The following is a 21,320-nucleotide window of genomic DNA, read 5'->3' on the forward strand; positions in this document are numbered from 1 at the left end:
TATAATACTCATGATTTGAGGGGTGAAGCAGTTGACAGGTCAACTAGTTCAATACGGACGCCACCGCCAACGAAGAAGTTATGCCCGTATTAGTGAAGTATTAGAGTTACCAAATCTTATCGAAATTCAAACCTCTTCTTATCAGTGGTTTCTTGATGAGGGTTTGCGAGAAATGTTCCAAGACATTTCTCCGATTGAAGACTTTACGGGAAATCTATCGCTTGAATTTATCGACTACAGCTTAGGTGAACCTAAATACTCTGTAGACGAATGCAAAGAGCGTGATGTGACGTATGCAGCACCACTTCGTGTAAAAGTGCGTCTAATCAACAAGGAAACTGGTGAAGTAAAAGAACAAGATGTGTTCATGGGAGATTTCCCACTCATGACAGAGACTGGAACATTCGTAATTAACGGTGCAGAACGTGTTATCGTTTCCCAGTTAGTTCGCTCTCCAAGCGTATACTATAGTGGCAAAGTGGATAAAAACGGAAAACGTGGTTTTACTGCTACTGTAATTCCAAACCGCGGAGCTTGGTTAGAGTATGAGACAGATGCTAAGGATGTTGTATATGTGCGTATTGACCGTACGCGTAAACTTCCTGTAACTGTTTTGTTACGCGCATTAGGGTTTGGCTCTGATCAAGAAATCACCGAGCTTTTAGGTGATAACGAATACTTAAGCAACACATTAGAAAAAGACAACACAGATAGCACAGAAAAAGCATTGCTTGAAATTTATGAGCGTCTACGTCCTGGTGAACCACCAACAGTAGAAAATGCTAAGAGCTTACTTGTGTCTCGTTTCTTCGATCCAAAGCGCTACGATTTAGCAAATGTAGGTCGCTATAAGATCAACAAGAAGTTACACATTAAAAACAGATTGTTTAATCAACGTTTAGCTGAAACATTAGTGGATCCAGAAACTGGTGAAATTTTGGCGGCAGAAGGAACAATCTTAGATCGTCGTACACTTGATCGCATTTTACCTTACTTAGAGAAAAACATTGGATTCAAAACAGCGAAACCAATGGGTGGAGTGGTAGAAGGCGATGTTGAGCTGCAATCTATTAAGATTTATGCTCCTGAGTCGGAAGGCGAACGCGTAATTAATGTAATTGGTAATGCAAACATTACTCGTGATGTGAAACACATCACACCAGGTGATATCCTTGCTTCTATCAGTTACTTCTTCAACCTACTATACAAAGTAGGGGATACAGATGATATTGACCATTTAGGAAACCGTCGTCTGCGTTCTGTTGGAGAACTATTACAAAATCAATTCCGTATCGGTCTTTCTCGTATGGAACGTGTTGTTCGTGAGAGAATGTCGATCCAAGATACAAATGCAATTACACCACAGGCACTAATTAATATTCGTCCTGTTATTGCATCTATTAAAGAGTTCTTCGGAAGTTCTCAGTTATCTCAGTTTATGGACCAAACAAACCCATTAGCAGAGTTAACTCACAAACGAAGACTATCTGCATTAGGACCTGGTGGTTTAACGCGTGAGCGCGCAGGCTTTGAAGTGCGTGACGTTCATTACTCTCACTACGGTCGTATGTGTCCGATTGAAACACCAGAGGGACCAAACATCGGTTTGATTAACTCGTTATCTTCGTTCGCGAAAGTAAATGAGTTTGGTTTCATTGAAACACCATACCGTCGTGTTGACCCAGAAACTGGTCTTGTAACAGGGCATGTTGATTACTTAACAGCAGATGAAGAAGATAACTATGTTGTAGCCCAAGCGAATATGAAATTATCTGACGAAGGTGAATTCCTAAGTGAAGATATCGTAGCTCGTTTCCGTGGTGAAAACATTGTCACAAATAGAGAACGCATCGACTACATGGATGTATCTCCAAAACAAGTAGTGTCGGCAGCGACAGCTTGTATTCCGTTCTTAGAAAACGATGACTCTAACCGCGCACTTATGGGAGCGAACATGCAACGTCAGGCGGTTCCGTTAATGAATCCGGAATCTCCGATTGTAGGTACAGGTATGGAGTACGTATCAGCAAAAGACTCAGGTGCTGCAGTAATCTGTAAACATCCTGGTGTTGTTGAGCGCGTAGAAGCACGTGAAGTTTGGGTACGTCGCTATGTAGAAGTTGACGGTCAAACAGTAAAAGGCGACTTAGATCGCTATAAAATGCAAAAATTCATTCGTTCTAACCAAGGAACTTGTTACAACCAACGTCCAATCGTAAGTGTTGGAAATGAAGTTGTAAAAGGTGAAATCCTTGCGGATGGTCCTTCTATGGAATTAGGTGAACTAGCACTTGGACGTAACGTGCTTGTTGGCTTCATGACTTGGGACGGTTATAACTACGAGGATGCGATCATCATGAGTGAGCGCCTTGTAAAAGATGATGTGTACACTTCTATTCATATTGAAGAATATGAATCAGAAGCTCGTGATACGAAGCTTGGACCAGAAGAAATTACACGTGACATTCCAAACGTTGGGGAAGACGCATTACGTAACCTTGACGAGCGCGGTATCATTCGCGTTGGTGCTGAAGTAAAAGATGGAGATTTACTTGTTGGTAAAGTAACACCTAAAGGTGTAACAGAATTAACAGCTGAAGAACGTCTATTACATGCTATCTTTGGAGAAAAAGCGCGTGAAGTACGTGATACATCACTACGTGTACCACACGGTGGTGGCGGTATTATCTTAGACGTAAAAGTATTCAACCGTGAAGATGGCGATGAATTGCCACCAGGCGTGAATCAACTTGTACGTGCATATATCGTTCAAAAACGTAAAATTTCTGAAGGTGACAAGATGGCCGGACGTCACGGTAACAAAGGTGTTATTTCTCGTATTTTACCAGAAGAAGATATGCCTTACTTACCAGACGGTACGCCAATCGATATCATGTTAAACCCATTAGGGGTACCATCTCGTATGAATATCGGTCAGGTATTAGAGCTTCATCTTGGTATGGCAGCAAGATACCTTGGCATTCACATTGCAACACCAGTATTCGATGGTGCTCGTGAGGAAGATGTTTGGGGCACAATTGAAGAAGCTGGTATGGCAAATGACGCAAAAACAATCCTGTATGACGGACGTACTGGTGAACCATTCGATAACCGCGTATCTGTTGGTGTCATGTATATGATCAAACTTGCGCACATGGTTGACGATAAACTTCATGCTCGTTCTACTGGACCATACTCACTTGTAACGCAGCAACCTCTTGGAGGTAAAGCTCAGTTCGGTGGACAGCGTTTCGGTGAGATGGAGGTTTGGGCACTTGAAGCTTACGGTGCTGCTTATACTCTTCAAGAAATCTTAACAGTGAAGTCTGATGATGTTGTTGGACGTGTTAAGACTTATGAAGCAATTGTTAAAGGCGAAAATGTTCCAGAACCAGGCGTTCCTGAATCATTCAAAGTATTGATTAAAGAGCTGCAAAGTTTAGGTATGGACGTTAAAATGATGTCTAGCGACGATACAGAAATTGAAATGCGTGATACAGAAGATGACGATGATCATCAATCAGCAGATAAATTGAATGTCGAAGTTGAGACAACTAAGGAATAATTGGGATAACCTGTAGACTAAAAGGGAGGTAGGCCCCTTGATAGATGTAAATAACTTTGAATATATGAAGATTGGACTTGCTTCACCTGACAAGATTCGTTCTTGGTCATACGGTGAAGTTAAGAAACCAGAAACTATTAACTATCGTACGTTAAAGCCTGAAAAAGATGGCTTGTTCTGTGAGCGTATTTTCGGACCACAAAAGGACTGGGAATGTCATTGCGGAAAATACAAACGTGTACGTTATAAAGGTGTAGTTTGTGATCGATGTGGCGTTGAAGTAACGCGTGCAAAAGTACGTCGTGAACGCATGGGTCATATCGAATTAGCTGCTCCTGTATCTCATATTTGGTATTTCAAAGGTATCCCGAGCCGCATGGGACTTGTCTTAGACATGTCCCCTCGCGCGCTTGAAGAAGTAATTTATTTCGCTTCTTATGTTGTAACAGAAAGTGGAGATACACCACTTGATAAGAAGCAATTACTTTCTGAAAAAGAATACCGTGCATATCGTGATCGATATGGTAGCACATTCCAAGCTGCTATGGGTGCAGAAGCGATTAAAAAGCTACTACAAGACATCGATTTAGATAAAGAAGTAGACTTCTTAAAAGAAGAATTAAAAACAGCACAAGGACAACGCCGTACTCGTGCTATTAAACGTCTAGAAGTATTAGAAGCATTCCGTAACTCTGGAAATGAACCATCTTGGATGATCTTAGATGTTCTACCAGTAATCCCACCAGAACTACGCCCAATGGTACAGTTAGATGGTGGACGTTTTGCTACTTCTGACTTAAACGACTTATACCGTCGTGTAATTAACCGTAACAATCGTTTAAAACGTCTATTGGACTTAGGTGCACCAAGCATCATCGTTCAAAACGAAAAACGTATGTTACAAGAAGCTGTAGACGCATTAATCGATAATGGTCGTCGTGGCCGTCCAGTTACTGGACCAGGTAACCGTCCATTAAAATCACTATCTCACATGCTTAAAGGTAAACAAGGACGTTTCCGTCAAAACTTATTAGGTAAACGTGTTGACTACTCTGGTCGTTCTGTAATTGTTGTAGGACCGAACTTAAAGATGTATCAATGTGGATTACCAAAAGAAATGGCGCTTGAACTGTTCAAACCTTTCGTAATGAAAGAGTTAGTTGAAAAAGGATTAGCACATAACATTAAGAGTGCGAAACGTAAAATCGAGCGTGTACAACCTGAAGTTTGGGACGTTTTAGAGTCTGTGATTAAAGAACATCCAGTACTTCTAAACCGCGCACCAACACTTCACCGTCTTGGTATCCAGGCGTTTGAACCTACATTAGTAGAAGGTCGCGCAATCCGTCTTCACCCACTTGTATGTACTGCATACAACGCGGACTTTGACGGTGACCAAATGGCCGTTCACGTACCTTTATCATCAGAAGCTCAAGCTGAAGCTCGTCTTCTTATGTTAGCGGCACAAAACATCTTGAACCCGAAAGACGGTAAACCAGTTGTTACTCCATCTCAGGATATGGTATTAGGTAACTATTACTTAACACTTGAGCGTGAAGGTGCAATCGGTGAAGGTATGGTCTTCAAAGATGCAAACGAAGCATTACTTGCATATCAAAATGGATATGTTCATCTTCATACACGTGTTGCAGTAGCTGCAAGTGCAGTAAACAACGCAACATTTACTGAAGAGCAAAAGAGTATGCTTCTATTAACAACAGTTGGTAAATTAATATTTAACGAAATCTTACCAGAGTCGTTCCCTTATATTAATGAACCAACAAATTCAAACCTTGAAAAAGAAACACCAGCGAAATACTTCGTTGAAAAAGGTGCGAACATTAAAGAAATTATTGCTAGTCGCGAAGAAGTGGCGCCATTTAGCAAGAAAATCCTTGGTAACATCATTGCGGAAGTGTTCAAACGTTTCCAAATTACAGAAACGTCTCGCATGCTTGATCGTATGAAAAACTTAGGATTCAAGTACTCTACAAAAGCTGGTATTACAGTTGGGGTATCTGACATTCTTGTATTAGGCGAAAAAGATGAAATTCTCCACGAAGCACAAGCAAAAGTAGATAATGTAATTAAACAATTCCGTCGCGGTTTAATCACGGAAGAAGAACGTTACGATCGTGTTATCTCTATTTGGAGTAATGCAAAAGATGTTATCCAAGGAAAACTGATGAAATCCTTGAATAAACGCAACCCAATCTTCATGATGAGTGACTCAGGTGCCCGTGGTAACGCATCTAACTTTACTCAGCTTGCTGGTATGCGTGGTCTTATGGCCAATCCATCTGGTCGTATCATCGAACTTCCAATCAAATCGAGTTTCCGTGAAGGTTTAACAGTACTTGAGTACTTCATCTCTACGCATGGTGCGCGTAAAGGTCTTGCCGATACAGCACTTAAAACTGCCGATTCTGGTTACTTAACACGTCGTCTTGTTGACGTTGCACAAGATGTAATCGTTCGTGAAGATGATTGTGGAACAGATCGCGGTTTATTAATTGGTGCGATTAAAGAGGGTAATGAAGTTATCGAGTCATTATATGATCGTCTTGTTGGACGTTTTGCAAGAAAAACTGTAAAACATCCTGAAACAGGTGAAGTATTAGTTGCTGAAAATCAATTAATTACTGAAGATATCGCTCATATCGTTGAAAATTCGGGTGTTGAAACTGTAAACATTCGTTCAGCGTTTACGTGTAACACTCGCCACGGTGTATGTAAGAAGTGTTACGGTCGTAACTTAGCAACTGGAACAGACGTAGAAGTAGGAGAAGCGGTAGGTATTATCGCAGCTCAATCTATCGGTGAGCCAGGTACACAGTTAACGATGCGTACATTCCATACAGGTGGGGTTGCCGGAGATGATATCACTCAAGGTTTACCTCGTATCCAAGAGATCTTCGAAGCTCGTAATCCGAAAGGTCAGGCAGTTATCAGTGAAATCGACGGTGTTATCGCAGCGATCAACGACGTTAAAGATCGCCAAGAAGTAGTTGTACAGGGTGAAGTTGAAGCTCGTACGTATGCTATTCCTTACGGTGCTCGTCTGAAAGTAACTCCAGGACAGCCAATTAGCCACGGTAAAGAGTTAACAGAAGGTTCTATTGATCCGAAAGAATTACTAAAAGTAACGGACATTACGGCGGTTCAAGAATACTTATTACGTGAAGTTCAAAAAGTATACCGTATGCAAGGGGTAGAAATTGGTGACAAACACGTAGAAGTAATGGTACGTCAAATGTTACGTAAAGTTCGTGTAAGTGATGCAGGTGAAACAGATGTATTACCAGGAACATTACTAGATATCCATCAGTTTACTGATGCGAATGCTAAGGTCTTACTGCAAGGTAAGCAACCAGCAACAGCTAGACCTGTTCTGCTTGGTATTACAAAAGCTTCACTTGAAACAGATTCATTCTTATCTGCAGCATCGTTCCAAGAAACAACTCGTGTCTTAACTGATGCAGCAATTAAGGGTAAACGCGATGAACTTCTAGGATTAAAAGAAAATGTTATTATCGGTAAACTTGTTCCTGCTGGAACAGGTATGAATCGTTATCGCAAAGTGGATCTTGTAAAAACAACACAAGATGACATGAATGTAGAAAACGATGAGGTTTATGTGGAACAGTAAAATTTTCCGGCATAAATTTTGTATAAAAACAATTAATCTTAGTTGACATTGTATGAGTCAAAATGTTACTATAATCAAGGTTGCTCCTGAACGATGCTTTGGAGGATATTTATATGTCTTATCAAAAAGTATCAACTGCTGAAAATGTAGTCGTTGGTCATAAACGCACATTGGAAGCAATCAAAAATGGTACAGTTAAAGAAGTTGTCATCGCAGAGGATGCTGACATGCGGTTAACCCATGCTATCATTCGTATTGCAATGCAATATAACGTGCCCATAACAAAAGTTGAATCAGTTCGTAAGCTTGGTAAAGCTTCGGGGATTCAAGTGGGAGCTTCAGCAATAGGAATAATAAGTTAAAACTGTTTTTGTGAGGAGAGAGCATTTGCTCTTCCTTGCAAAAACTTTGTTTTCAACTAATAATGAACCACCTGGATATGTGGTCATACAAACATGCGAAGGGAGGATAATCAAATGCCTACTATTAACCAATTAGTGAGAAATGGTCGTACTGATAAAGTATGGAAATCTAAATCACCTGCGTTAAACAAAGGTTTTAACTCTTTAAAGAAAAAATCAACTGATATCTCTGCACCTCAAAAACGTGGTGTATGTACTCGTGTTGGTACAATGACTCCAAAGAAACCTAACTCAGCGTTACGTAAATACGCTCGTGTACGTTTAACAAACGGTATCGAGGTTACAGCTTACATCCCAGGTATCGGTCATAACCTACAAGAGCATAGCGTAGTATTAATTCGCGGTGGTCGTGTAAAGGATTTACCGGGGGTACGTTACCACATCGTTCGTGGTGCGCTTGACACAGCTGGTGTTGACAAACGTATGCAAGGACGTTCTAAATATGGTACTAAGAGACCAAAACCTGCTAAAAAATAATAACTTTAAAATGAAAGGAGGAACTCAATATGCCTCGTAAAGGACCTGTTGCGAAACGTGACGTGTTACCAGATCCAATGTACAATTCGAAGCTAGTAACACGCCTTATCAACAAAATGATGGTTGACGGTAAAAAAGGTAAATCTCAAACAATTCTTTATAATGCGTTCGATATCGTAAACGAACGTACTGGTAAAGAGCCAATGGAAGTATTCGAGCAAGCTCTTAAGAACATCATGCCTGTTCTTGAAGTACGTGCTCGTCGTGTTGGTGGTGCTAACTACCAAGTTCCAGTTGAGGTTCGTCCAGAACGCCGTACAACTTTAGGTCTTCGTTGGTTAGTAAACTACGCTCGTCTTCGTGGTGAAAAAACTATGGAAGAGCGTCTTGCTAACGAAATCTTAGATGCAGCTAACAACGCTGGTGCATCTGTTAAGAAACGTGAAGACACTCATAAAATGGCAGAAGCTAACAAAGCATTTGCTCATTACCGTTGGTAGGATTCAACGTAAAATAAATGTAAGCATAAACCGCTTTATTTGTCGCTTATGGAAGTGTGGAGAGGGAGAATGCCTCTCCCTTTCATCGGGCGCTCGTTTTACATAATGAGAGTACTGGACATACTGACATGTGTAACAATATAAAGTGGCTTTTTTGCTACTTAAAATAAAAAAATCCAATCCATATATGGAAGGAGCAAGACACCAAATGGCAAGAGAGTTCTCTTTAGAAAACACTCGTAATATTGGTATCATGGCTCACATCGATGCTGGTAAAACAACAGCAACTGAGCGTATTCTGTACTACACAGGACGTATTCATAAAATCGGTGAAACTCACGAAGGTGCATCTCAGATGGACTGGATGGAGCAAGAGCAAGAGCGTGGTATCACAATTACTTCTGCTGCAACTACAGCACAATGGAAAGGTCATCGTGTAAACATCATTGATACTCCAGGACACGTAGATTTCACAGTAGAAGTAGAACGTTCTTTACGCGTACTTGATGGTGCTGTAGCAGTACTTGATGCGCAATCTGGTGTAGAACCACAAACAGAAACTGTTTGGCGTCAGGCTACTACTTACGGCGTACCTCGTATCGTATTCGTTAACAAAATGGATAAGATCGGTGCAGATTTCTTATACTCTGTAGGAACAATCCACGATCGTTTACAAGCAAACGCACATCCAATTCAGTTACCAATCGGTGCTGAAGATGAGTTCAATGGTATCATTGACCTTGTTGAAGAGTGTGCTTACATGTACGGTAACGATTTAGGAACAGACATTCAACGTGTTGAAATTCCTGAAGAGCACAAAGAATTAGCTGAAGAATACCGTGGAAAACTTATTGAAGCGGTAGCTGAGCTTGATGAAGAAATGATGATGAAGTACCTAGAAGGTGAAGAAATCACTGTAGAAGAGCTTAAAGCTGGTATCCGTAAGGCTACAACTTCTGTAGAATTCTTCCCAGTAATCTGTGGTTCTGCATTCAAAAACAAAGGTGTTCAAATTCTGTTAGACGCAGTTATCGACTACCTTCCATCTCCACTAGATGTACCTGCTATTAAAGGTACTCTACCGGATACAGATGAAGAAGTAGAACGTAAGTCTAGCGATGAAGAACCATTCGCAGCTTTAGCATTCAAAATCATGACTGACCCTTATGTTGGTAAGTTAACGTTCTTCCGTGTGTACTCTGGTGTGTTAAACTCTGGATCATACGTGAAAAACTCAACTAAAGGTAAGCGTGAGCGTGTAGGTCGTATCCTACAAATGCACGCTAACAGCCGTGAAGAGATTTCAACAGTTTACGCTGGTGATATCGCTGCTGCTGTAGGTTTAAAAGATACTACTACTGGTGATACTCTTTGTGACGAGAAGAGCCTTGTTATCCTTGAGTCTATGGAATTCCCAGAGCCAGTTATCTCTGTAGCTATCGAACCAAAATCTAAAGCTGACCAAGATAAAATGGGTACAGCATTATCTAAGCTTTCTGAAGAAGATCCAACATTCCGTGCTCACACTGACCAAGAAACTGGCCAAACTATCATCGCTGGTATGGGTGAACTTCACCTTGATATCATCGTTGACCGTATGCGTCGTGAATTCAAAGTGGAAGCAAACGTTGGTGCTCCTCAGGTAGCATACCGTGAGACTTTCCGCGCTGCTGCGAAAGTTGAAGGTAAGTTCGCTCGTCAATCTGGTGGTCGTGGACAATTCGGTCACGTTTGGATTGAGTTTGAACCTAACGAAGAAGGTAAAGGATTCGAATTCGAAAACAAGATCGTCGGTGGTGTAGTTCCTCGTGAATACATCCCAGCTGTTGGAGCAGGTCTTGAAGATGCACTTAAAAATGGTGTACTAGCTGGTTATCCACTAGTTGACATTAAAGCTGCATTAGTTGACGGATCTTACCATGATGTCGATTCATCTGAGATGGCGTTCAAAATCGCTGCATCTATGGCACTTAAAGCTGCGGTTTCTAAATGTAGCCCAGTAATTCTTGAGCCAATGATGAAAGTTGAAGTTGTAATTCCTGAAGAGTACATGGGTGACATTATGGGTGACGTAACATCTCGTCGTGGACGTGTAGAAGGTATGGAAGCTCGCGGTAACGCACAAGTTGTTCGCGCTATGGTTCCACTTTCTGAAATGTTCGGTTATGCAACGTCATTACGTTCTAACACTCAAGGACGCGGAACATTCTCTATGGTGTTTGACCACTATGAAGAAGTACCAAAGTCTGTTTCTGAAGAAATTATCAAAAAAAATAAAGGTGAATAATTGATTTTTATCGATTGTTCAAGTATAACTACTTATGTAAGCTTAGAAAGTGGGACGTAAGTTTCACTTTCTAGTCTAAATATAAAATAACCTATATAAACTAAGGAGGAATTTAGAATGGCTAAAGCTAAATTCGAACGTTCTAAACCCCATGTTAACATCGGTACAATCGGCCACGTTGACCATGGTAAAACTACATTAACTGCTGCGATCACTACAGTTCTTGCAAAAGCTGGTGGTGCTGAAGCACGCGGATACGATCAAATCGATGCTGCTCCAGAAGAAAGAGAGCGCGGTATCACAATCTCAACTGCACACGTTGAGTACGAAACTGAAACTCGTCACTATGCACACGTTGACTGCCCAGGTCACGCTGACTATGTTAAAAACATGATCACTGGTGCTGCTCAAATGGACGGCGGTATCTTAGTAGTATCTGCTGCTGATGGCCCAATGCCTCAAACACGTGAGCACATCCTTCTTTCTCGTCAAGTAGGTGTTCCTTACATCGTTGTATTCTTAAACAAATGCGACATGGTAGATGACGAAGAATTATTAGAATTAGTAGAAATGGAAGTTCGCGACCTATTATCTGAATACGGATTCCCAGGCGACGACATTCCTGTAATCAAAGGTTCTGCTCTTAAAGCTCTTCAAGGAGAAGCTGATTGGGAAGCAAAAATCATTGAATTAATGGCTGAAGTTGATGCTTACATCCCAACTCCAGAACGTGAAACTGACAAACCATTCTTAATGCCTGTAGAGGACGTATTCTCTATCACAGGTCGTGGTACAGTTGCTACAGGTCGTGTTGAGCGCGGTATCGTTAAAGTTGGTGACGTAGTAGAAATCATCGGTCTTGCTGAAGAAAATGCTTCTACAACTGTAACTGGTGTAGAGATGTTCCGTAAACTTCTTGACCAAGCTCAAGCTGGAGACAACATCGGTGCTTTACTTCGTGGGGTTGCTCGTGAAGACATCCAACGTGGACAAGTACTTGCAAAAAGCGGTTCTGTAAAAGCTCACGCTAAATTCAAAGCTGAAGTTTTCGTATTATCTAAAGAAGAAGGTGGACGTCACACTCCATTCTTCGCTAACTACCGTCCTCAGTTCTACTTCCGTACAACTGACGTAACTGGTATCATCCAATTACCAGAAGGTACTGAAATGGTAATGCCTGGTGACAACATCGAAATGACTATCGAACTTATCGCTCCAATCGCTATCGAAGAGGGAACTAAATTCTCTATTCGTGAAGGTGGACGTACAGTAGGTTACGGTGTAGTTGCTACTATCGTTGAGTAATCTTAACTGATATAAAAAAACCTAAGGGATTTTCCCTTAGGTTTTTTGTTTGCGTTTATATAAGGGAGAAGAGAGTGTTTTTTTGTTTTGACGAGTTTCTTCTATAGTATATAAAAACAACAAAAGATAATCCAGAAACTGTAAAATGAATTCTGTTAGATGAAAACTTGAAATTCTTTAAAGTGCCATGTATAATAGCAAAAGTAGAGAAAAGCGGATGCAAACAAAAAGATGCTTGCATCTAGACGAATAACATTGTATAATAGACAATGTTGGTCTTTGACTGCGATGAAGTGGAAGGTTGCTGACACACCCGGCCGCTTTGCCATGGCATGGTGTGGGGAAATTTCCATGGAGAAGGTCTATTTTAGAAATAGGCGAACGAAGGAGGGAAAATAATGGCAAAAGAAAAAATTCGTATCCGTTTAAAAGCTTACGATCACCGTATTCTTGATCAGTCAGCTGAGAAAATTGTAGAAACAGCTAAGCGTTCTGGGGCAACAGTTTCTGGTCCGATCCCATTACCAACTGAAAAAACTGTTTACACAATTCTTCGTGCTGTTCATAAGTACAAAGATTCTCGTGAGCAATTCGAAATGCGCACGCACAAACGTCTAATCGACATCGTGAGTCCTACTCCACAAACAGTAGATTCATTAATGCGTTTAGACTTACCATCTGGTGTAGATATCGAAATCAAACTATAATTTATATAACTTAAAAATGTAGGAGGTGTAACTCATGACCAAAGGAATCTTAGGAAGAAAGATCGGTATGACTCAAGTATTTGCTGAGAACGGTGAGTTAATCCCAGTAACAGTTATCGCTGCTAATCCAAACGTTGTTCTTCAAAAGAAAACAACTGAAACTGATGGCTACAATGCAATCCAGTTAGGATTTGAAGATAAACGTGAAAAGTTAACTAACAAACCTGAACAAGGCCACACTGCTAAAGCATCTACAACTCCTAAGCGCTTCATTCGCGAAATCCGCGATGCAGACGTGGACGGATTAGAGGTTGGTCAAGAGGTAAAAGTTGACGTATTCGCTACAGGTGAAATCGTTGATGTAACAGGAATTTCTAAAGGTAAAGGTTTCCAAGGTGTTATCAAACGCCACGGACAATCTCGCGGACCTATGTCTCATGGTTCTCGCTATCACCGTCGTCCAGGTTCAATGGGCCCAGTTGCTCCGAACCGTGTATTCAAAGGCAAAAAACTTGCTGGACGTATGGGTGGAGACCAAGTTACTATCCAAAACTTAGAAATCGTTCAAGTTGACACTGAGCGCAACTTATTACTAGTAAAAGGTAACGTTCCAGGTGCTAAGAAATCTCTTGTAGTTGTTCAAGGCGCTGTGAAGGTTAGCAAATAATTCACAATAGGAAGGAGGAATTCCAATGCCAAAAGTTACTGTATATAACCAAACTGGTTCACAGGTTGGTGAAATCGAATTAGCTGAAGCTATTTTCGGTATCGAACCAAATGAAGCTGTACTTTTCGAAGCTGTAATGATGCAACGTGCATCTTTACGTCAAGGTACACACAAAGTAAAAACTCGCTCTGAAGTTCGCGGTGGTGGTCGTAAACCATGGCGTCAAAAAGGAACTGGACGTGCTCGTCAAGGGTCTATCCGCTCTCCTCAATGGCGTGGTGGTGGTACGGTATTCGGACCTACACCAAGAAGCTATGCGTACAAACTTCCTAAGAAAGTTCGTCGTTTAGCAATCAAATCTGCATTAGCTACTAAAGTAGTTGAGAACAACATTGTAGTTCTTGAAGACCTAGTGTTAAATGCACCAAAAACAAAAGATATGCTAGCAGTACTTAAAGGATTAACTGTTGAGAAGAAAGCTCTTATCGTAACTGCTGATGCAAACGAATCTGTAGAGTTATCTGCTCGCAATATCCCTGGAGTAACAGTAATCACTGCTGATGGCGTAAACGTTTTAGACGTGCTTCATCATGATAAGCTAATCATGACAAAAGCGGCAGTGGAAAAAGTAGAGGAGGTGCTTGCATAATGAGAGATCCTCGTGATATCATTAAGCGCCCAGTTATCACTGAACGTTCTATGGAAATGATGGCTGAAAAAAAATACACGTTCGATGTGGACGTTAAATCTAATAAAACAGAAGTTAAAGATGCTCTTGAAGCGATCTTTGGTGTTAAAGTAGAAAAAGTGAACATCATGAACTACAAGCCGAAAGCAAAACGCGTTGGTCGTCACGCTGGTTTTACTAGCCGTCGTCGTAAAGCAATCGTTAAGCTAACTGCTGACAGCAAAGAAATCGAAATCTTCCAAGGCGTTTAATTCTTACTAAAGAAGGAGGGAAATTGAGATGGGAATCAAAAAGTATAATCCAACTACTAACGGTCGTCGTAATATGACTACGAATGATTTCGCTGAAATCACGACTGATAGACCCGAAAAGTCATTACTTGCTCCTTTAAGCAAGAAGGCTGGTCGTAATAACCAAGGTAAAATCACTGTACGTCATCAAGGTGGCGGACATAAGCGTCAATACCGTATCATCGACTTTAAGCGTAACAAAGATGGAATTCCAGGACGCGTTGCTACGATCGAATACGATCCAAACCGCTCTGCGAATATCGCATTAATTAACTACGTTGACGGTGAAAAACGTTACATTCTTGCTCCTAAATCTTTAGAAGTAGGTATGGAAGTTATGTCTGGCCCAGAAGCTGACATTAAAATCGGTAACGCATTACCATTAATCAACATTCCAGTAGGTACTGTTGTTCATAACATCGAGCTTAAGCCTGGTCGTGGCGGACAATTAGTTCGTTCTGCTGGTACATCTGCTCAAGTACTTGGTAAAGAAGGTAAATACGTACTTGTACGTTTAACTTCTGGTGAAGTACGTCTTGTATTATCTGCTTGTCGCGCTTCAATCGGTCAAGTAGGTAACGAACAACACGAACTTATCAAAATCGGTAAAGCAGGTCGCTCTCGCTGGTTAGGTAAACGCCCAACAGTTCGTGGTTCTGTAATGAACCCGGTTGATCACCCACACGGTGGTGGTGAAGGACGTTCTCCAATCGGACGTAAGTCTCCAATGTCTCCATGGGGTAAACCAACTCTTGGATTCAAGACTCGTAAGAAAAACAAAGCGTCTGACAAATTCATCGTTCGTCGTCGTAAAAAATAATGGGATTGTAGTACGGTTCATTTCTAGAACCGTACGCCAATCACGAAGGGAGGCACCAAAATGGCTCGTAGCTTAAAAAAAGGACCATTTGTCGATGATCACTTAATGAGCAAAATGGAAAAATTAGTTGCATCTGAGCAAAAACAAGTTGTTAAAACTTGGTCTCGCCGTTCAACAATCTTCCCTCAGTTCATCGGACACACAATCGCTGTATATGATGGTCGTAAACACGTACCTGTGTACATCACTGAGGATATGGTTGGCCATAAGTTAGGTGAATTCGCACCAACTCGTACGTACAAAGGTCACCTTGCTGACGATAAGAAAACTAGAAGATAATGAGAGGAGGCACTTCAATGCAAGCTAAAGCAGTAGCGAGAACAGTTCGTATTGCTCCTCGTAAAGTTCGTTTAGTAGTAGACTTAATCCGAGGTAAGCAAGTGGGTGAAGCGATTGCTATCCTTAACCACACACCAAAAACTGCTTCTCCAGTTGTAGAAAAAGTTTTAAAATCTGCAATCGCAAATGCAGAGCACAATTATGAGATGGACATTAACAACCTAGTTGTTGAAAAAGTTTTCGTTGACGAAGGTCCAACGTTAAAACGTTTCCGTCCACGTGCAATGGGTCGTGCAAGCCAAATTAACAAACGCACAAGCCACATCACAGTTGTGGTATCAGAAAAGAAGGAGGGATAATCGATGGGTCAAAAGGTTAATCCAATTGGTCTTCGTGTCGGCGTTATCCGTGACTGGGAATCTCGTTGGTTCGCTGAGAAAGATTACGCTACATTATTACATGAAGACATCAAAATCCGTGAGTACATTAATGTACGCTTAAAAGATTCTGCTGTTGCTAAAGTAGAAATCGAACGTGCAGCAAATCGTGTAAATGTTACAATTCACACTGCAAAACCTGGTATGGTAATTGGTAAAGGTGGTACTGAAGTTGAAGCACTTCGTAAAGCTCTTAACCAATTAACAGGCAAGCGTGTACACATCAACATTTTAGAAGTTAAGAGAGCTGATCTTAACGCTAAATTAGTAGGCGAAAACATCGCTCGTCAATTAGAAAACCGTGTATCATTCCGTCGTGCACAAAAGCAAGTTATTCAACGTGCTATGCGTGCAGGTGCTAAAGGTATTAAAACACAGGTTTCTGGTCGTCTTGGCGGAGCTGATATCGCTCGTGCAGAATCTTACAGTGAAGGAACTGTTCCACTTCATACACTTCGCGCTGATATTGACTATGCAGCAGTTGAAGCTGATACAACATACGGTAAATTAGGCGTAAAAGTATGGATCTACCGTGGAGAAGTCCTTCCTACAAAAAAGAAAGCTTCTGAGGAAGGAGGAAAATAATATGTTAATGCCAAAACGCGTAAAATATCGTAGAGAGCATCGTGGTAAAATGCGTGGTCGTGCTAAAGGTGGAACTGAAATTGCTTTCGGTGAATTCGGTTTACAAGCACAAGCTGCTTCATGGATTACAAACCGTCAAATCGAAGCTGCTCGTCGTGCAATGACTCGTTACATGAAACGTGGCGGTAAAGTATGGATTAAAATTTTCCCTTCTAAACCTTACACTGCAAAACCTCTAGAAGTACGTATGGGTTCCGGTAAAGGGGCACCAGAAGGCTGGGTAGCAGTAGTAAAACCTGGGAAAATTATGTTCGAAATCGCGGGTGTATCTGAAGAGGTAGCACGCGAAGCATTACGTCTTGCAGCTCACAAGTTACCTGTGAAATGTAAATTCGTAAAACGTGAAGAAAATGGTGGTGAATCTAATGAAAACTAATGATATTCGTGAATTAACCACTGCCGAAATCGAAACAAAAGTTAAAGCTTTAAAGGAAGAGTTGTTTAATCTTCGCTTCCAACTTGCTACAGGACAATTAGAGAATCCAACTCGCATTCGTGAAGTGCGTAAAGCAATTGCTCGTATGAAAACTGTAGTTCGTGAAAGAGAGATCGGAATTAATCGATAAATTGAGGGGAGGTTTGCATAGTGAGCGAACGTAACCAACGCAAAGTTTATACTGGTCGTGTAGTGTCTGACAAAATGGACAAAACGATTACAGTTTTAGTTGAAACTTACAAAACTCATTCCTTGTACGGAAAACGTGTTAAGTATTCTAAGAAGTACAAAGCCCATGATGAGCAAAACCAAGCGAAACTTGGCGATATCGTTAAAATCATGGAAACTCGCCCGCTTTCTGCTACTAAGCGTTTCCGTTTAGTTGAAATCGTTGAAGAAGCGGTTATTATCTAAATAGACGAATCGGAATTTTTAGTCCGAAGGGAGGTTTCATAACATGATCCAACAAGAATCTCGTTTGAAAGTTGCTGACAACTCTGGTGCACGTGAACTTTTAACAATTAAAGTATTAGGCGGCTCTGGTCGTAAATATGCTAACATTGGTGACATTATCGTTGCTACGGTAAAACAAGCAACACCAGGTGGCGTTGTTAAAAAAGGTGACGTTGTTAAAGCAGTAGTGGTACGTACGAAGAGCGGAGCTCGTCGTCCGGACGGTTCTTACATCAAATTTGATGAAAACGCAGCGGTTATCATTAAAGACGATAAGAGCCCACGTGGTACTCGTATCTTCGGACCAGTAGCTCGTGAATTACGTGATAGCAACTTCATGAAGATCGTTTCTTTAGCTCCAGAAGTTCTATAATTTAAGGTATTGCCTTGCTAAGGAGGTGCAGAATTAAGATGCATGTAAAAAAAGGTGATAAAGTACAGGTAATCACTGGTAAAGACAAAGGAAAACAAGGCGTTATCCTTGTGGCTTTCCCAAAGCAAAACCGTGTTATCGTTGAGGGTGTCAATATCGTTAAGAAGCACTCTAAGCCATCTCAATTAAATCCACAAGGTGGAATTATTACTAAAGAAGCACCTATTCACGTTTCTAACGTTATGATTTTAGATCCGAAAACAGGTGAACCTACTCGTGTAGGCTTCAAAGTAGAAGATGGTAAAAAAGTTCGTATTGCAAAAAAATCTGGTGAATTATTAGATAAATAATTTTCTTAAGAAAGGAGGTCACTTCATTGAATCGCCTTAAAGAGAAGTTCCAAAAGGAAATTACTCCTGCTCTAGTGAGCAAGTTTAACTATAAATCTGTAATGCAGGTACCAAAAATCGAAAAGATCGTAATCAACACTGGTGTTGGTGACGCGGTATCTAACTCAAAAGCGTTAGACAACGCAGTAGAAGAATTAACACAAATCACAGGTCAAAAACCTGTTGTAACTCGTGCTAAAAAATCAATCGCTGGTTTCCGTCTTCGTGAAGGTATGCCAATCGGTGCGAAAGTAACTTTACGCGGCGAGCAAATGTATGAGTTCTTCGACAAATTAGTATCAGTTTCTTTACCACGTGTACGTGATTTCCGTGGTGTTTCTAAGAAATCATTCGATGGTCGTGGAAACTATACATTAGGTGTTAAAGAGCAACTTATTTTCCCTGAGATTGATTATGATAAAGTAAGCAAAGTCCGCGGTATGGACATCGTAATCGTTACTACAGCGAAAACTGATGAAGAAGCTCGTGAACTTTTAACACAATTCGGTATGCCATTCCAAAAATAATGGAAGCCAACGCTAAGTAGAGGAGGCGAAAACGTGGCTAAAAAATCTATGATAGCGAAACAAAAGCGTACTCCTAAGTTTAAAGTACAAGAGTATACACGTTGCGAACGCTGCGGTCGTCCGCATTCTGTATACCGCAAATTTAAACTTTGCCGTATTTGTTTCCGTGAACTTGCATATAAAGGTCAAATTCCTGGTGTTAAAAAAGCTAGTTGGTAAAACCCACAAATGGGAAGGAGGTAAAACACATGGTGATGACAGATCCAATTGCAGACATGCTTACTCGCATCCGTAATGCGAACATGGTACGTCATGAGAAATTAGAGGTTCCTGCTTCTAAAATCAAAAAAGAGATCGCTGAACTTTTAAAACGTGAAGGTTTCATTCGTGATGTAGAATACATCGAGGATAACAAACAAGGTATCCTTCGTATTTTCCTGAAATATGGTGCAAACAATGAACGTGTAATCACTGGATTAAAACGTATCAGTAAACCTGGCTTACGCGTTTACGCTAAAGCTGACGAAGTACCACGTGTACTTAACGGATTAGGTATCGCTCTTGTTTCTACATCTAAGGGAGTAATGACAGACAAAGACGCTCGTCAATTACAAACTGGTGGAGAAGTAGTAGCATACGTTTGGTAATATATATTTAAAACGAACGGAGGTGTGACCACATGTCTCGTATTGGTAAAAAGATTCTTGAAATCCCTGCAGGTGTTACTATTACAGTTGCAGAAGACAATACTGTAACAGTAAAAGGCCCTAAAGGTGAATTAACTCGTACTTTCAATGCTGATATGCTTATCAAAATTGAAGAGAATACATTAACAGTTGAGCGTCCATCTGAACAGAAGGAACACCGTGCATTACACGGTACAACTCGTGCTTTAATCGGAAACATGGTTGAAGGTGTAACTGAAGGTTTCGCACGCGGACTTGAATTAGTCGGTGTTGGTTACCGTGCTCAAAAACAAGGTGATAAACTTGTATTAAGCGTAGGTTATTCTCATCCAGTAGAAATGACTCCGGAAGCAGGTCTTGAAGTTGAAGTACCTGCACCAACTAAGATCGTAATTAAAGGTATCGACAAGCAACGTGTTGGCGAATTCGCTGCTAACATCCGTGCTGTACGTGCTCCTGAGCCTTACAAAGGTAAAGGTATTCGTTACGAAGGCGAAGTTGTTCGTCGTAAAGAAGGTAAAACTGCTAAGTAAACCCGTTAGGTGAGAGAAAGGAGTGACAAGAATGATCACTAAAGCTGATAAAAATGCGACTCGTAAGAAAAGACATGCACGTGTACGTGCTAAACTTACTGGTACTGCAGAGCGTCCACGTTTAAACGTGTTCCGTTCTAACCAACATATTTACGCTCAAGTTATTGATGATGTGAATGGTGTAACGTTAGTAAGTGCATCTACTCTTGATAAAGACCTTGCTCTTAACGGTACTAGCAATATTGAAGCTGCTACGAAAGTTGGAGAATCAGTTGCTAAGCGTGCTGTAGAGAAAGGCGTTAAAGAAGTAGTATTTGATCGCGGTGGTTACTTATACCATGGCCGTGTTAAAGCTCTAGCTGAAGCTGCTCGTGAGGCTGGATTACAATTTTAATGGTCAAAGGAGGGAAAATTGATGCATCGCATTGACCCAAGTAAATTAGAACTTGAAGAACGTGTAGTTACGATAAATCGTGTCGCGAAAGTTGTTAAGGGTGGTCGTCGTTTCCGCTTTGCTGCACTAGTTGTAGTTGGCGATAAAAACGGTCATGTTGGATTCGGTACTGGTAAAGCACAAGAGGTACCAGACGCAATCCGTAAAGCTATCGAAGACGCTAAGAAAAACTTAATCGCTGTACCATTAGTTGGTACAACAATTCCACACACAATCAACGGTCATTTTGGCGCTGGTGAAGTATTCTTAAAACCTGCTGCTGAGGGTACTGGTGTTATTGCTGGTGGACCTGTTCGTGCGGTCCTTGAATTAGCTGGTGTACAAGATATTCTTTCGAAATCTCTTGGTTCTAACACACCAATCAACATGATTCGCGCTACTGTGAACGGATTAAGCGAACTTAAGCGCGCTGAAGATGTTGCAAAATTACGCGGTAAATCTGTAGAAGAGCTACTAGGTTAAGGAGGGAAAACAAATGGCGAAAAAGTTAGAAATTACCCTCACTCGTAGTGTAATTGGTCGTCCACAAGATCAACGTGCGACGGTAGAAGCTTTAGGTCTTAAAAAGTTGAATTCAACTGTAGTTAAGGAAGAAACTCCTGCTATTCTTGGTATGATCAACAAAGTTTCTCACCTTGTAACTGTAAAAGAAGCTTAAGGATAACTCATTA

General features: G+C 41.0%; 27 protein-coding genes. All 27 read left to right on the forward strand.

Annotation, left to right across the window (positions count from 1 at the left end):
• Window positions 1–31 precede the first annotated feature (31 nt).
• The 27 genes from rpoB (at window position 32) to rpmD (ending at window position 21,307) form a co-directional block, all read left to right on the forward strand.
• Window positions 32–3,565 carry a DNA-directed RNA polymerase subunit beta gene (gene rpoB / locus ACTFRH_RS28395; RefSeq protein WP_000147553.1) on the forward strand — a complete coding sequence of 1,178 codons (3,534 nt, stop codon included), beginning with the start codon at window positions 32–34 and terminating at the stop codon, window positions 3,563–3,565.
• Window positions 3,566–3,602: 37 nt separating this feature from the next.
• A complete protein-coding gene (gene rpoC / locus ACTFRH_RS28400) occupies window positions 3,603–7,214 on the forward strand; it encodes a DNA-directed RNA polymerase subunit beta' (RefSeq protein ID WP_000567939.1) in 3,612 nt (1,203 codons plus the stop codon).
• Between the two features lie 113 nt (window positions 7,215–7,327).
• Window positions 7,328–7,576, forward strand: coding sequence for a 50S ribosomal protein L7ae-like protein (locus ACTFRH_RS28405; RefSeq protein WP_000121836.1), 249 nt, complete (start codon window positions 7,328–7,330; stop codon window positions 7,574–7,576).
• Window positions 7,577–7,690: 114 nt separating this feature from the next.
• On the forward strand, window positions 7,691–8,113 hold the full coding sequence (gene rpsL, locus ACTFRH_RS28410) for a 30S ribosomal protein S12 (protein WP_001142341.1): 423 nt from the start codon (window positions 7,691–7,693) through the stop codon (window positions 8,111–8,113).
• A gap of 29 nt (window positions 8,114–8,142) precedes the next feature.
• The gene (gene rpsG / locus ACTFRH_RS28415; RefSeq protein WP_001137491.1) at window positions 8,143–8,613 is read left to right on the forward strand and encodes a 30S ribosomal protein S7; all 471 of its coding nucleotides are present in this window, start codon (window positions 8,143–8,145) and stop codon (window positions 8,611–8,613) included.
• 208 nt (window positions 8,614–8,821) lie between these two features.
• Entirely contained in the window at window positions 8,822–10,900 is a 2,079-nt protein-coding gene (fusA, locus tag ACTFRH_RS28420) for an elongation factor G (protein WP_000090370.1), read from the forward strand.
• A gap of 117 nt (window positions 10,901–11,017) precedes the next feature.
• Window positions 11,018–12,205, forward strand: a complete 1,188-nt coding sequence (gene tuf / locus ACTFRH_RS28425) for an elongation factor Tu (RefSeq protein ID WP_001029614.1) — start codon at window positions 11,018–11,020, stop codon at window positions 12,203–12,205.
• Window positions 12,206–12,603: 398 nt separating this feature from the next.
• Window positions 12,604–12,912, forward strand: a complete 309-nt coding sequence (gene rpsJ / locus ACTFRH_RS28430) for a 30S ribosomal protein S10 (RefSeq protein WP_001040596.1) — start codon at window positions 12,604–12,606, stop codon at window positions 12,910–12,912.
• Window positions 12,913–12,946: 34 nt separating this feature from the next.
• Window positions 12,947–13,579, forward strand: coding sequence for a 50S ribosomal protein L3 (rplC, locus tag ACTFRH_RS28435; RefSeq protein WP_000160207.1), 633 nt, complete (start codon window positions 12,947–12,949; stop codon window positions 13,577–13,579).
• A 25-nt stretch (window positions 13,580–13,604) separates the two neighbouring features.
• Complete coding sequence (gene rplD / locus ACTFRH_RS28440) at window positions 13,605–14,228, forward strand: 50S ribosomal protein L4 (RefSeq protein WP_001127258.1); 624 nt, start codon at window positions 13,605–13,607, stop codon at window positions 14,226–14,228.
• Window positions 14,228–14,518 (forward strand): 50S ribosomal protein L23, encoded by a 291-nt coding sequence (gene rplW / locus ACTFRH_RS28445; RefSeq protein WP_001205558.1) that lies wholly within the window; start codon window positions 14,228–14,230, stop codon window positions 14,516–14,518. The genes rplD and rplW overlap by 1 nt, the downstream gene beginning before the upstream one ends.
• A 28-nt stretch (window positions 14,519–14,546) precedes the next feature.
• Window positions 14,547–15,377 (forward strand): 50S ribosomal protein L2, encoded by an 831-nt coding sequence (gene rplB / locus ACTFRH_RS28450; RefSeq protein WP_000511583.1) that lies wholly within the window; start codon window positions 14,547–14,549, stop codon window positions 15,375–15,377.
• Between the two features lie 60 nt (window positions 15,378–15,437).
• Window positions 15,438–15,716: a 30S ribosomal protein S19 gene (rpsS, locus tag ACTFRH_RS28455; protein ID WP_000124454.1), complete on the forward strand. Its 279-nt coding sequence runs from the start codon at window positions 15,438–15,440 to the stop codon at window positions 15,714–15,716.
• Between the two features lie 17 nt (window positions 15,717–15,733).
• Entirely contained in the window at window positions 15,734–16,075 is a 342-nt protein-coding gene (rplV, locus tag ACTFRH_RS28460; RefSeq protein ID WP_001148024.1) for a 50S ribosomal protein L22, read from the forward strand.
• A 3-nt stretch (window positions 16,076–16,078) separates the two neighbouring features.
• Complete coding sequence (rpsC, locus tag ACTFRH_RS28465; RefSeq protein WP_000529956.1) at window positions 16,079–16,738, forward strand: 30S ribosomal protein S3; 660 nt, start codon at window positions 16,079–16,081, stop codon at window positions 16,736–16,738.
• A 1-nt stretch (window position 16,739) separates the two neighbouring features.
• A complete protein-coding gene (gene rplP, locus ACTFRH_RS28470; RefSeq protein ID WP_000928969.1) occupies window positions 16,740–17,174 on the forward strand; it encodes a 50S ribosomal protein L16 in 435 nt (144 codons plus the stop codon).
• Complete coding sequence (gene rpmC / locus ACTFRH_RS28475; protein ID WP_000855718.1) at window positions 17,164–17,364, forward strand: 50S ribosomal protein L29; 201 nt, start codon at window positions 17,164–17,166, stop codon at window positions 17,362–17,364. The genes rplP and rpmC overlap by 11 nt, the downstream gene beginning before the upstream one ends.
• Window positions 17,365–17,384: 20 nt before the next feature.
• Window positions 17,385–17,648 carry a 30S ribosomal protein S17 gene (gene rpsQ, locus ACTFRH_RS28480; RefSeq protein ID WP_000004106.1) on the forward strand — a complete coding sequence of 88 codons (264 nt, stop codon included), beginning with the start codon at window positions 17,385–17,387 and terminating at the stop codon, window positions 17,646–17,648.
• Between the two features lie 43 nt (window positions 17,649–17,691).
• On the forward strand, window positions 17,692–18,060 hold the full coding sequence (rplN, locus tag ACTFRH_RS28485) for a 50S ribosomal protein L14 (RefSeq protein WP_000615912.1): 369 nt from the start codon (window positions 17,692–17,694) through the stop codon (window positions 18,058–18,060).
• Window positions 18,061–18,098: 38 nt separating this feature from the next.
• Window positions 18,099–18,410, forward strand: a complete 312-nt coding sequence (gene rplX, locus ACTFRH_RS28490) for a 50S ribosomal protein L24 (RefSeq protein ID WP_000558200.1) — start codon at window positions 18,099–18,101, stop codon at window positions 18,408–18,410.
• A gap of 26 nt (window positions 18,411–18,436) precedes the next feature.
• Complete coding sequence (gene rplE, locus ACTFRH_RS28495; protein ID WP_001080831.1) at window positions 18,437–18,976, forward strand: 50S ribosomal protein L5; 540 nt, start codon at window positions 18,437–18,439, stop codon at window positions 18,974–18,976.
• Between the two features lie 33 nt (window positions 18,977–19,009).
• A complete protein-coding gene (gene rpsN, locus ACTFRH_RS28500) occupies window positions 19,010–19,195 on the forward strand; it encodes a 30S ribosomal protein S14 (RefSeq protein WP_001085700.1) in 186 nt (61 codons plus the stop codon).
• A 29-nt stretch (window positions 19,196–19,224) separates the two neighbouring features.
• Window positions 19,225–19,623, forward strand: coding sequence for a 30S ribosomal protein S8 (gene rpsH / locus ACTFRH_RS28505; RefSeq protein WP_000245511.1), 399 nt, complete (start codon window positions 19,225–19,227; stop codon window positions 19,621–19,623).
• Window positions 19,624–19,655: 32 nt separating this feature from the next.
• On the forward strand, window positions 19,656–20,195 hold the full coding sequence (rplF, locus tag ACTFRH_RS28510; RefSeq protein WP_000086558.1) for a 50S ribosomal protein L6: 540 nt from the start codon (window positions 19,656–19,658) through the stop codon (window positions 20,193–20,195).
• A 31-nt stretch (window positions 20,196–20,226) separates the two neighbouring features.
• A complete protein-coding gene (gene rplR / locus ACTFRH_RS28515; protein ID WP_000628816.1) occupies window positions 20,227–20,589 on the forward strand; it encodes a 50S ribosomal protein L18 in 363 nt (120 codons plus the stop codon).
• 21 nt (window positions 20,590–20,610) lie between these two features.
• Complete coding sequence (gene rpsE / locus ACTFRH_RS28520; RefSeq protein WP_000554646.1) at window positions 20,611–21,111, forward strand: 30S ribosomal protein S5; 501 nt, start codon at window positions 20,611–20,613, stop codon at window positions 21,109–21,111.
• A gap of 13 nt (window positions 21,112–21,124) precedes the next feature.
• Window positions 21,125–21,307: a 50S ribosomal protein L30 gene (rpmD, locus tag ACTFRH_RS28525; RefSeq protein WP_001085234.1), complete on the forward strand. Its 183-nt coding sequence runs from the start codon at window positions 21,125–21,127 to the stop codon at window positions 21,305–21,307.
• Window positions 21,308–21,320: the final 13 nt, after the last annotated feature.

The sequence above is a fragment of the Bacillus cereus group sp. MYBK216-1 genome (genome assembly GCF_051916495.1).
Classification (GTDB): Bacteria; Bacillota; Bacilli; order Bacillales; family Bacillaceae_G; genus Bacillus_A; species Bacillus_A thuringiensis_K.

Excerpts from the sequence above, each read along its gene's own strand:
- ACTFRH_RS28405 (WP_000121836.1), top strand. The coding sequence starts at position 7,328 with ATGTCTTATCAAAAAGTATCAACTGCTGAAAATGTAGTCGTTGGTCAT.
- rpsL (WP_001142341.1), top strand. The coding sequence starts at position 7,691 with ATGCCTACTATTAACCAATTAGTGAGAAATGGTCGTACTGATAAAGTA.
- rpsG (WP_001137491.1), top strand. The coding sequence starts at position 8,143 with ATGCCTCGTAAAGGACCTGTTGCGAAACGTGACGTGTTACCAGATCCA.
- fusA (WP_000090370.1), top strand. The coding sequence starts at position 8,822 with ATGGCAAGAGAGTTCTCTTTAGAAAACACTCGTAATATTGGTATCATG.
- tuf (WP_001029614.1), top strand. The coding sequence starts at position 11,018 with ATGGCTAAAGCTAAATTCGAACGTTCTAAACCCCATGTTAACATCGGT.
- rpsJ (WP_001040596.1), top strand. The coding sequence starts at position 12,604 with ATGGCAAAAGAAAAAATTCGTATCCGTTTAAAAGCTTACGATCACCGT.
- rplC (WP_000160207.1), top strand. The coding sequence starts at position 12,947 with ATGACCAAAGGAATCTTAGGAAGAAAGATCGGTATGACTCAAGTATTT.
- rplD (WP_001127258.1), top strand. The coding sequence starts at position 13,605 with ATGCCAAAAGTTACTGTATATAACCAAACTGGTTCACAGGTTGGTGAA.
- rplW (WP_001205558.1), top strand. The coding sequence starts at position 14,228 with ATGAGAGATCCTCGTGATATCATTAAGCGCCCAGTTATCACTGAACGT.
- rplB (WP_000511583.1), top strand. The coding sequence starts at position 14,547 with ATGGGAATCAAAAAGTATAATCCAACTACTAACGGTCGTCGTAATATG.
- rpsS (WP_000124454.1), top strand. The coding sequence starts at position 15,438 with ATGGCTCGTAGCTTAAAAAAAGGACCATTTGTCGATGATCACTTAATG.
- rplV (WP_001148024.1), top strand. The coding sequence starts at position 15,734 with ATGCAAGCTAAAGCAGTAGCGAGAACAGTTCGTATTGCTCCTCGTAAA.
- rpsC (WP_000529956.1), top strand. The coding sequence starts at position 16,079 with ATGGGTCAAAAGGTTAATCCAATTGGTCTTCGTGTCGGCGTTATCCGT.
- rplP (WP_000928969.1), top strand. The coding sequence starts at position 16,740 with ATGTTAATGCCAAAACGCGTAAAATATCGTAGAGAGCATCGTGGTAAA.
- rpmC (WP_000855718.1), top strand. The coding sequence starts at position 17,164 with ATGAAAACTAATGATATTCGTGAATTAACCACTGCCGAAATCGAAACA.
- rplN (WP_000615912.1), top strand. The coding sequence starts at position 17,692 with ATGATCCAACAAGAATCTCGTTTGAAAGTTGCTGACAACTCTGGTGCA.
- rplX (WP_000558200.1), top strand. The coding sequence starts at position 18,099 with ATGCATGTAAAAAAAGGTGATAAAGTACAGGTAATCACTGGTAAAGAC.
- rpsH (WP_000245511.1), top strand. The coding sequence starts at position 19,225 with ATGGTGATGACAGATCCAATTGCAGACATGCTTACTCGCATCCGTAAT.
- rplF (WP_000086558.1), top strand. The coding sequence starts at position 19,656 with ATGTCTCGTATTGGTAAAAAGATTCTTGAAATCCCTGCAGGTGTTACT.
- rplR (WP_000628816.1), top strand. The coding sequence starts at position 20,227 with ATGATCACTAAAGCTGATAAAAATGCGACTCGTAAGAAAAGACATGCA.
- rpsE (WP_000554646.1), top strand. The coding sequence starts at position 20,611 with ATGCATCGCATTGACCCAAGTAAATTAGAACTTGAAGAACGTGTAGTT.
- rpmD (WP_001085234.1), top strand. The coding sequence starts at position 21,125 with ATGGCGAAAAAGTTAGAAATTACCCTCACTCGTAGTGTAATTGGTCGT.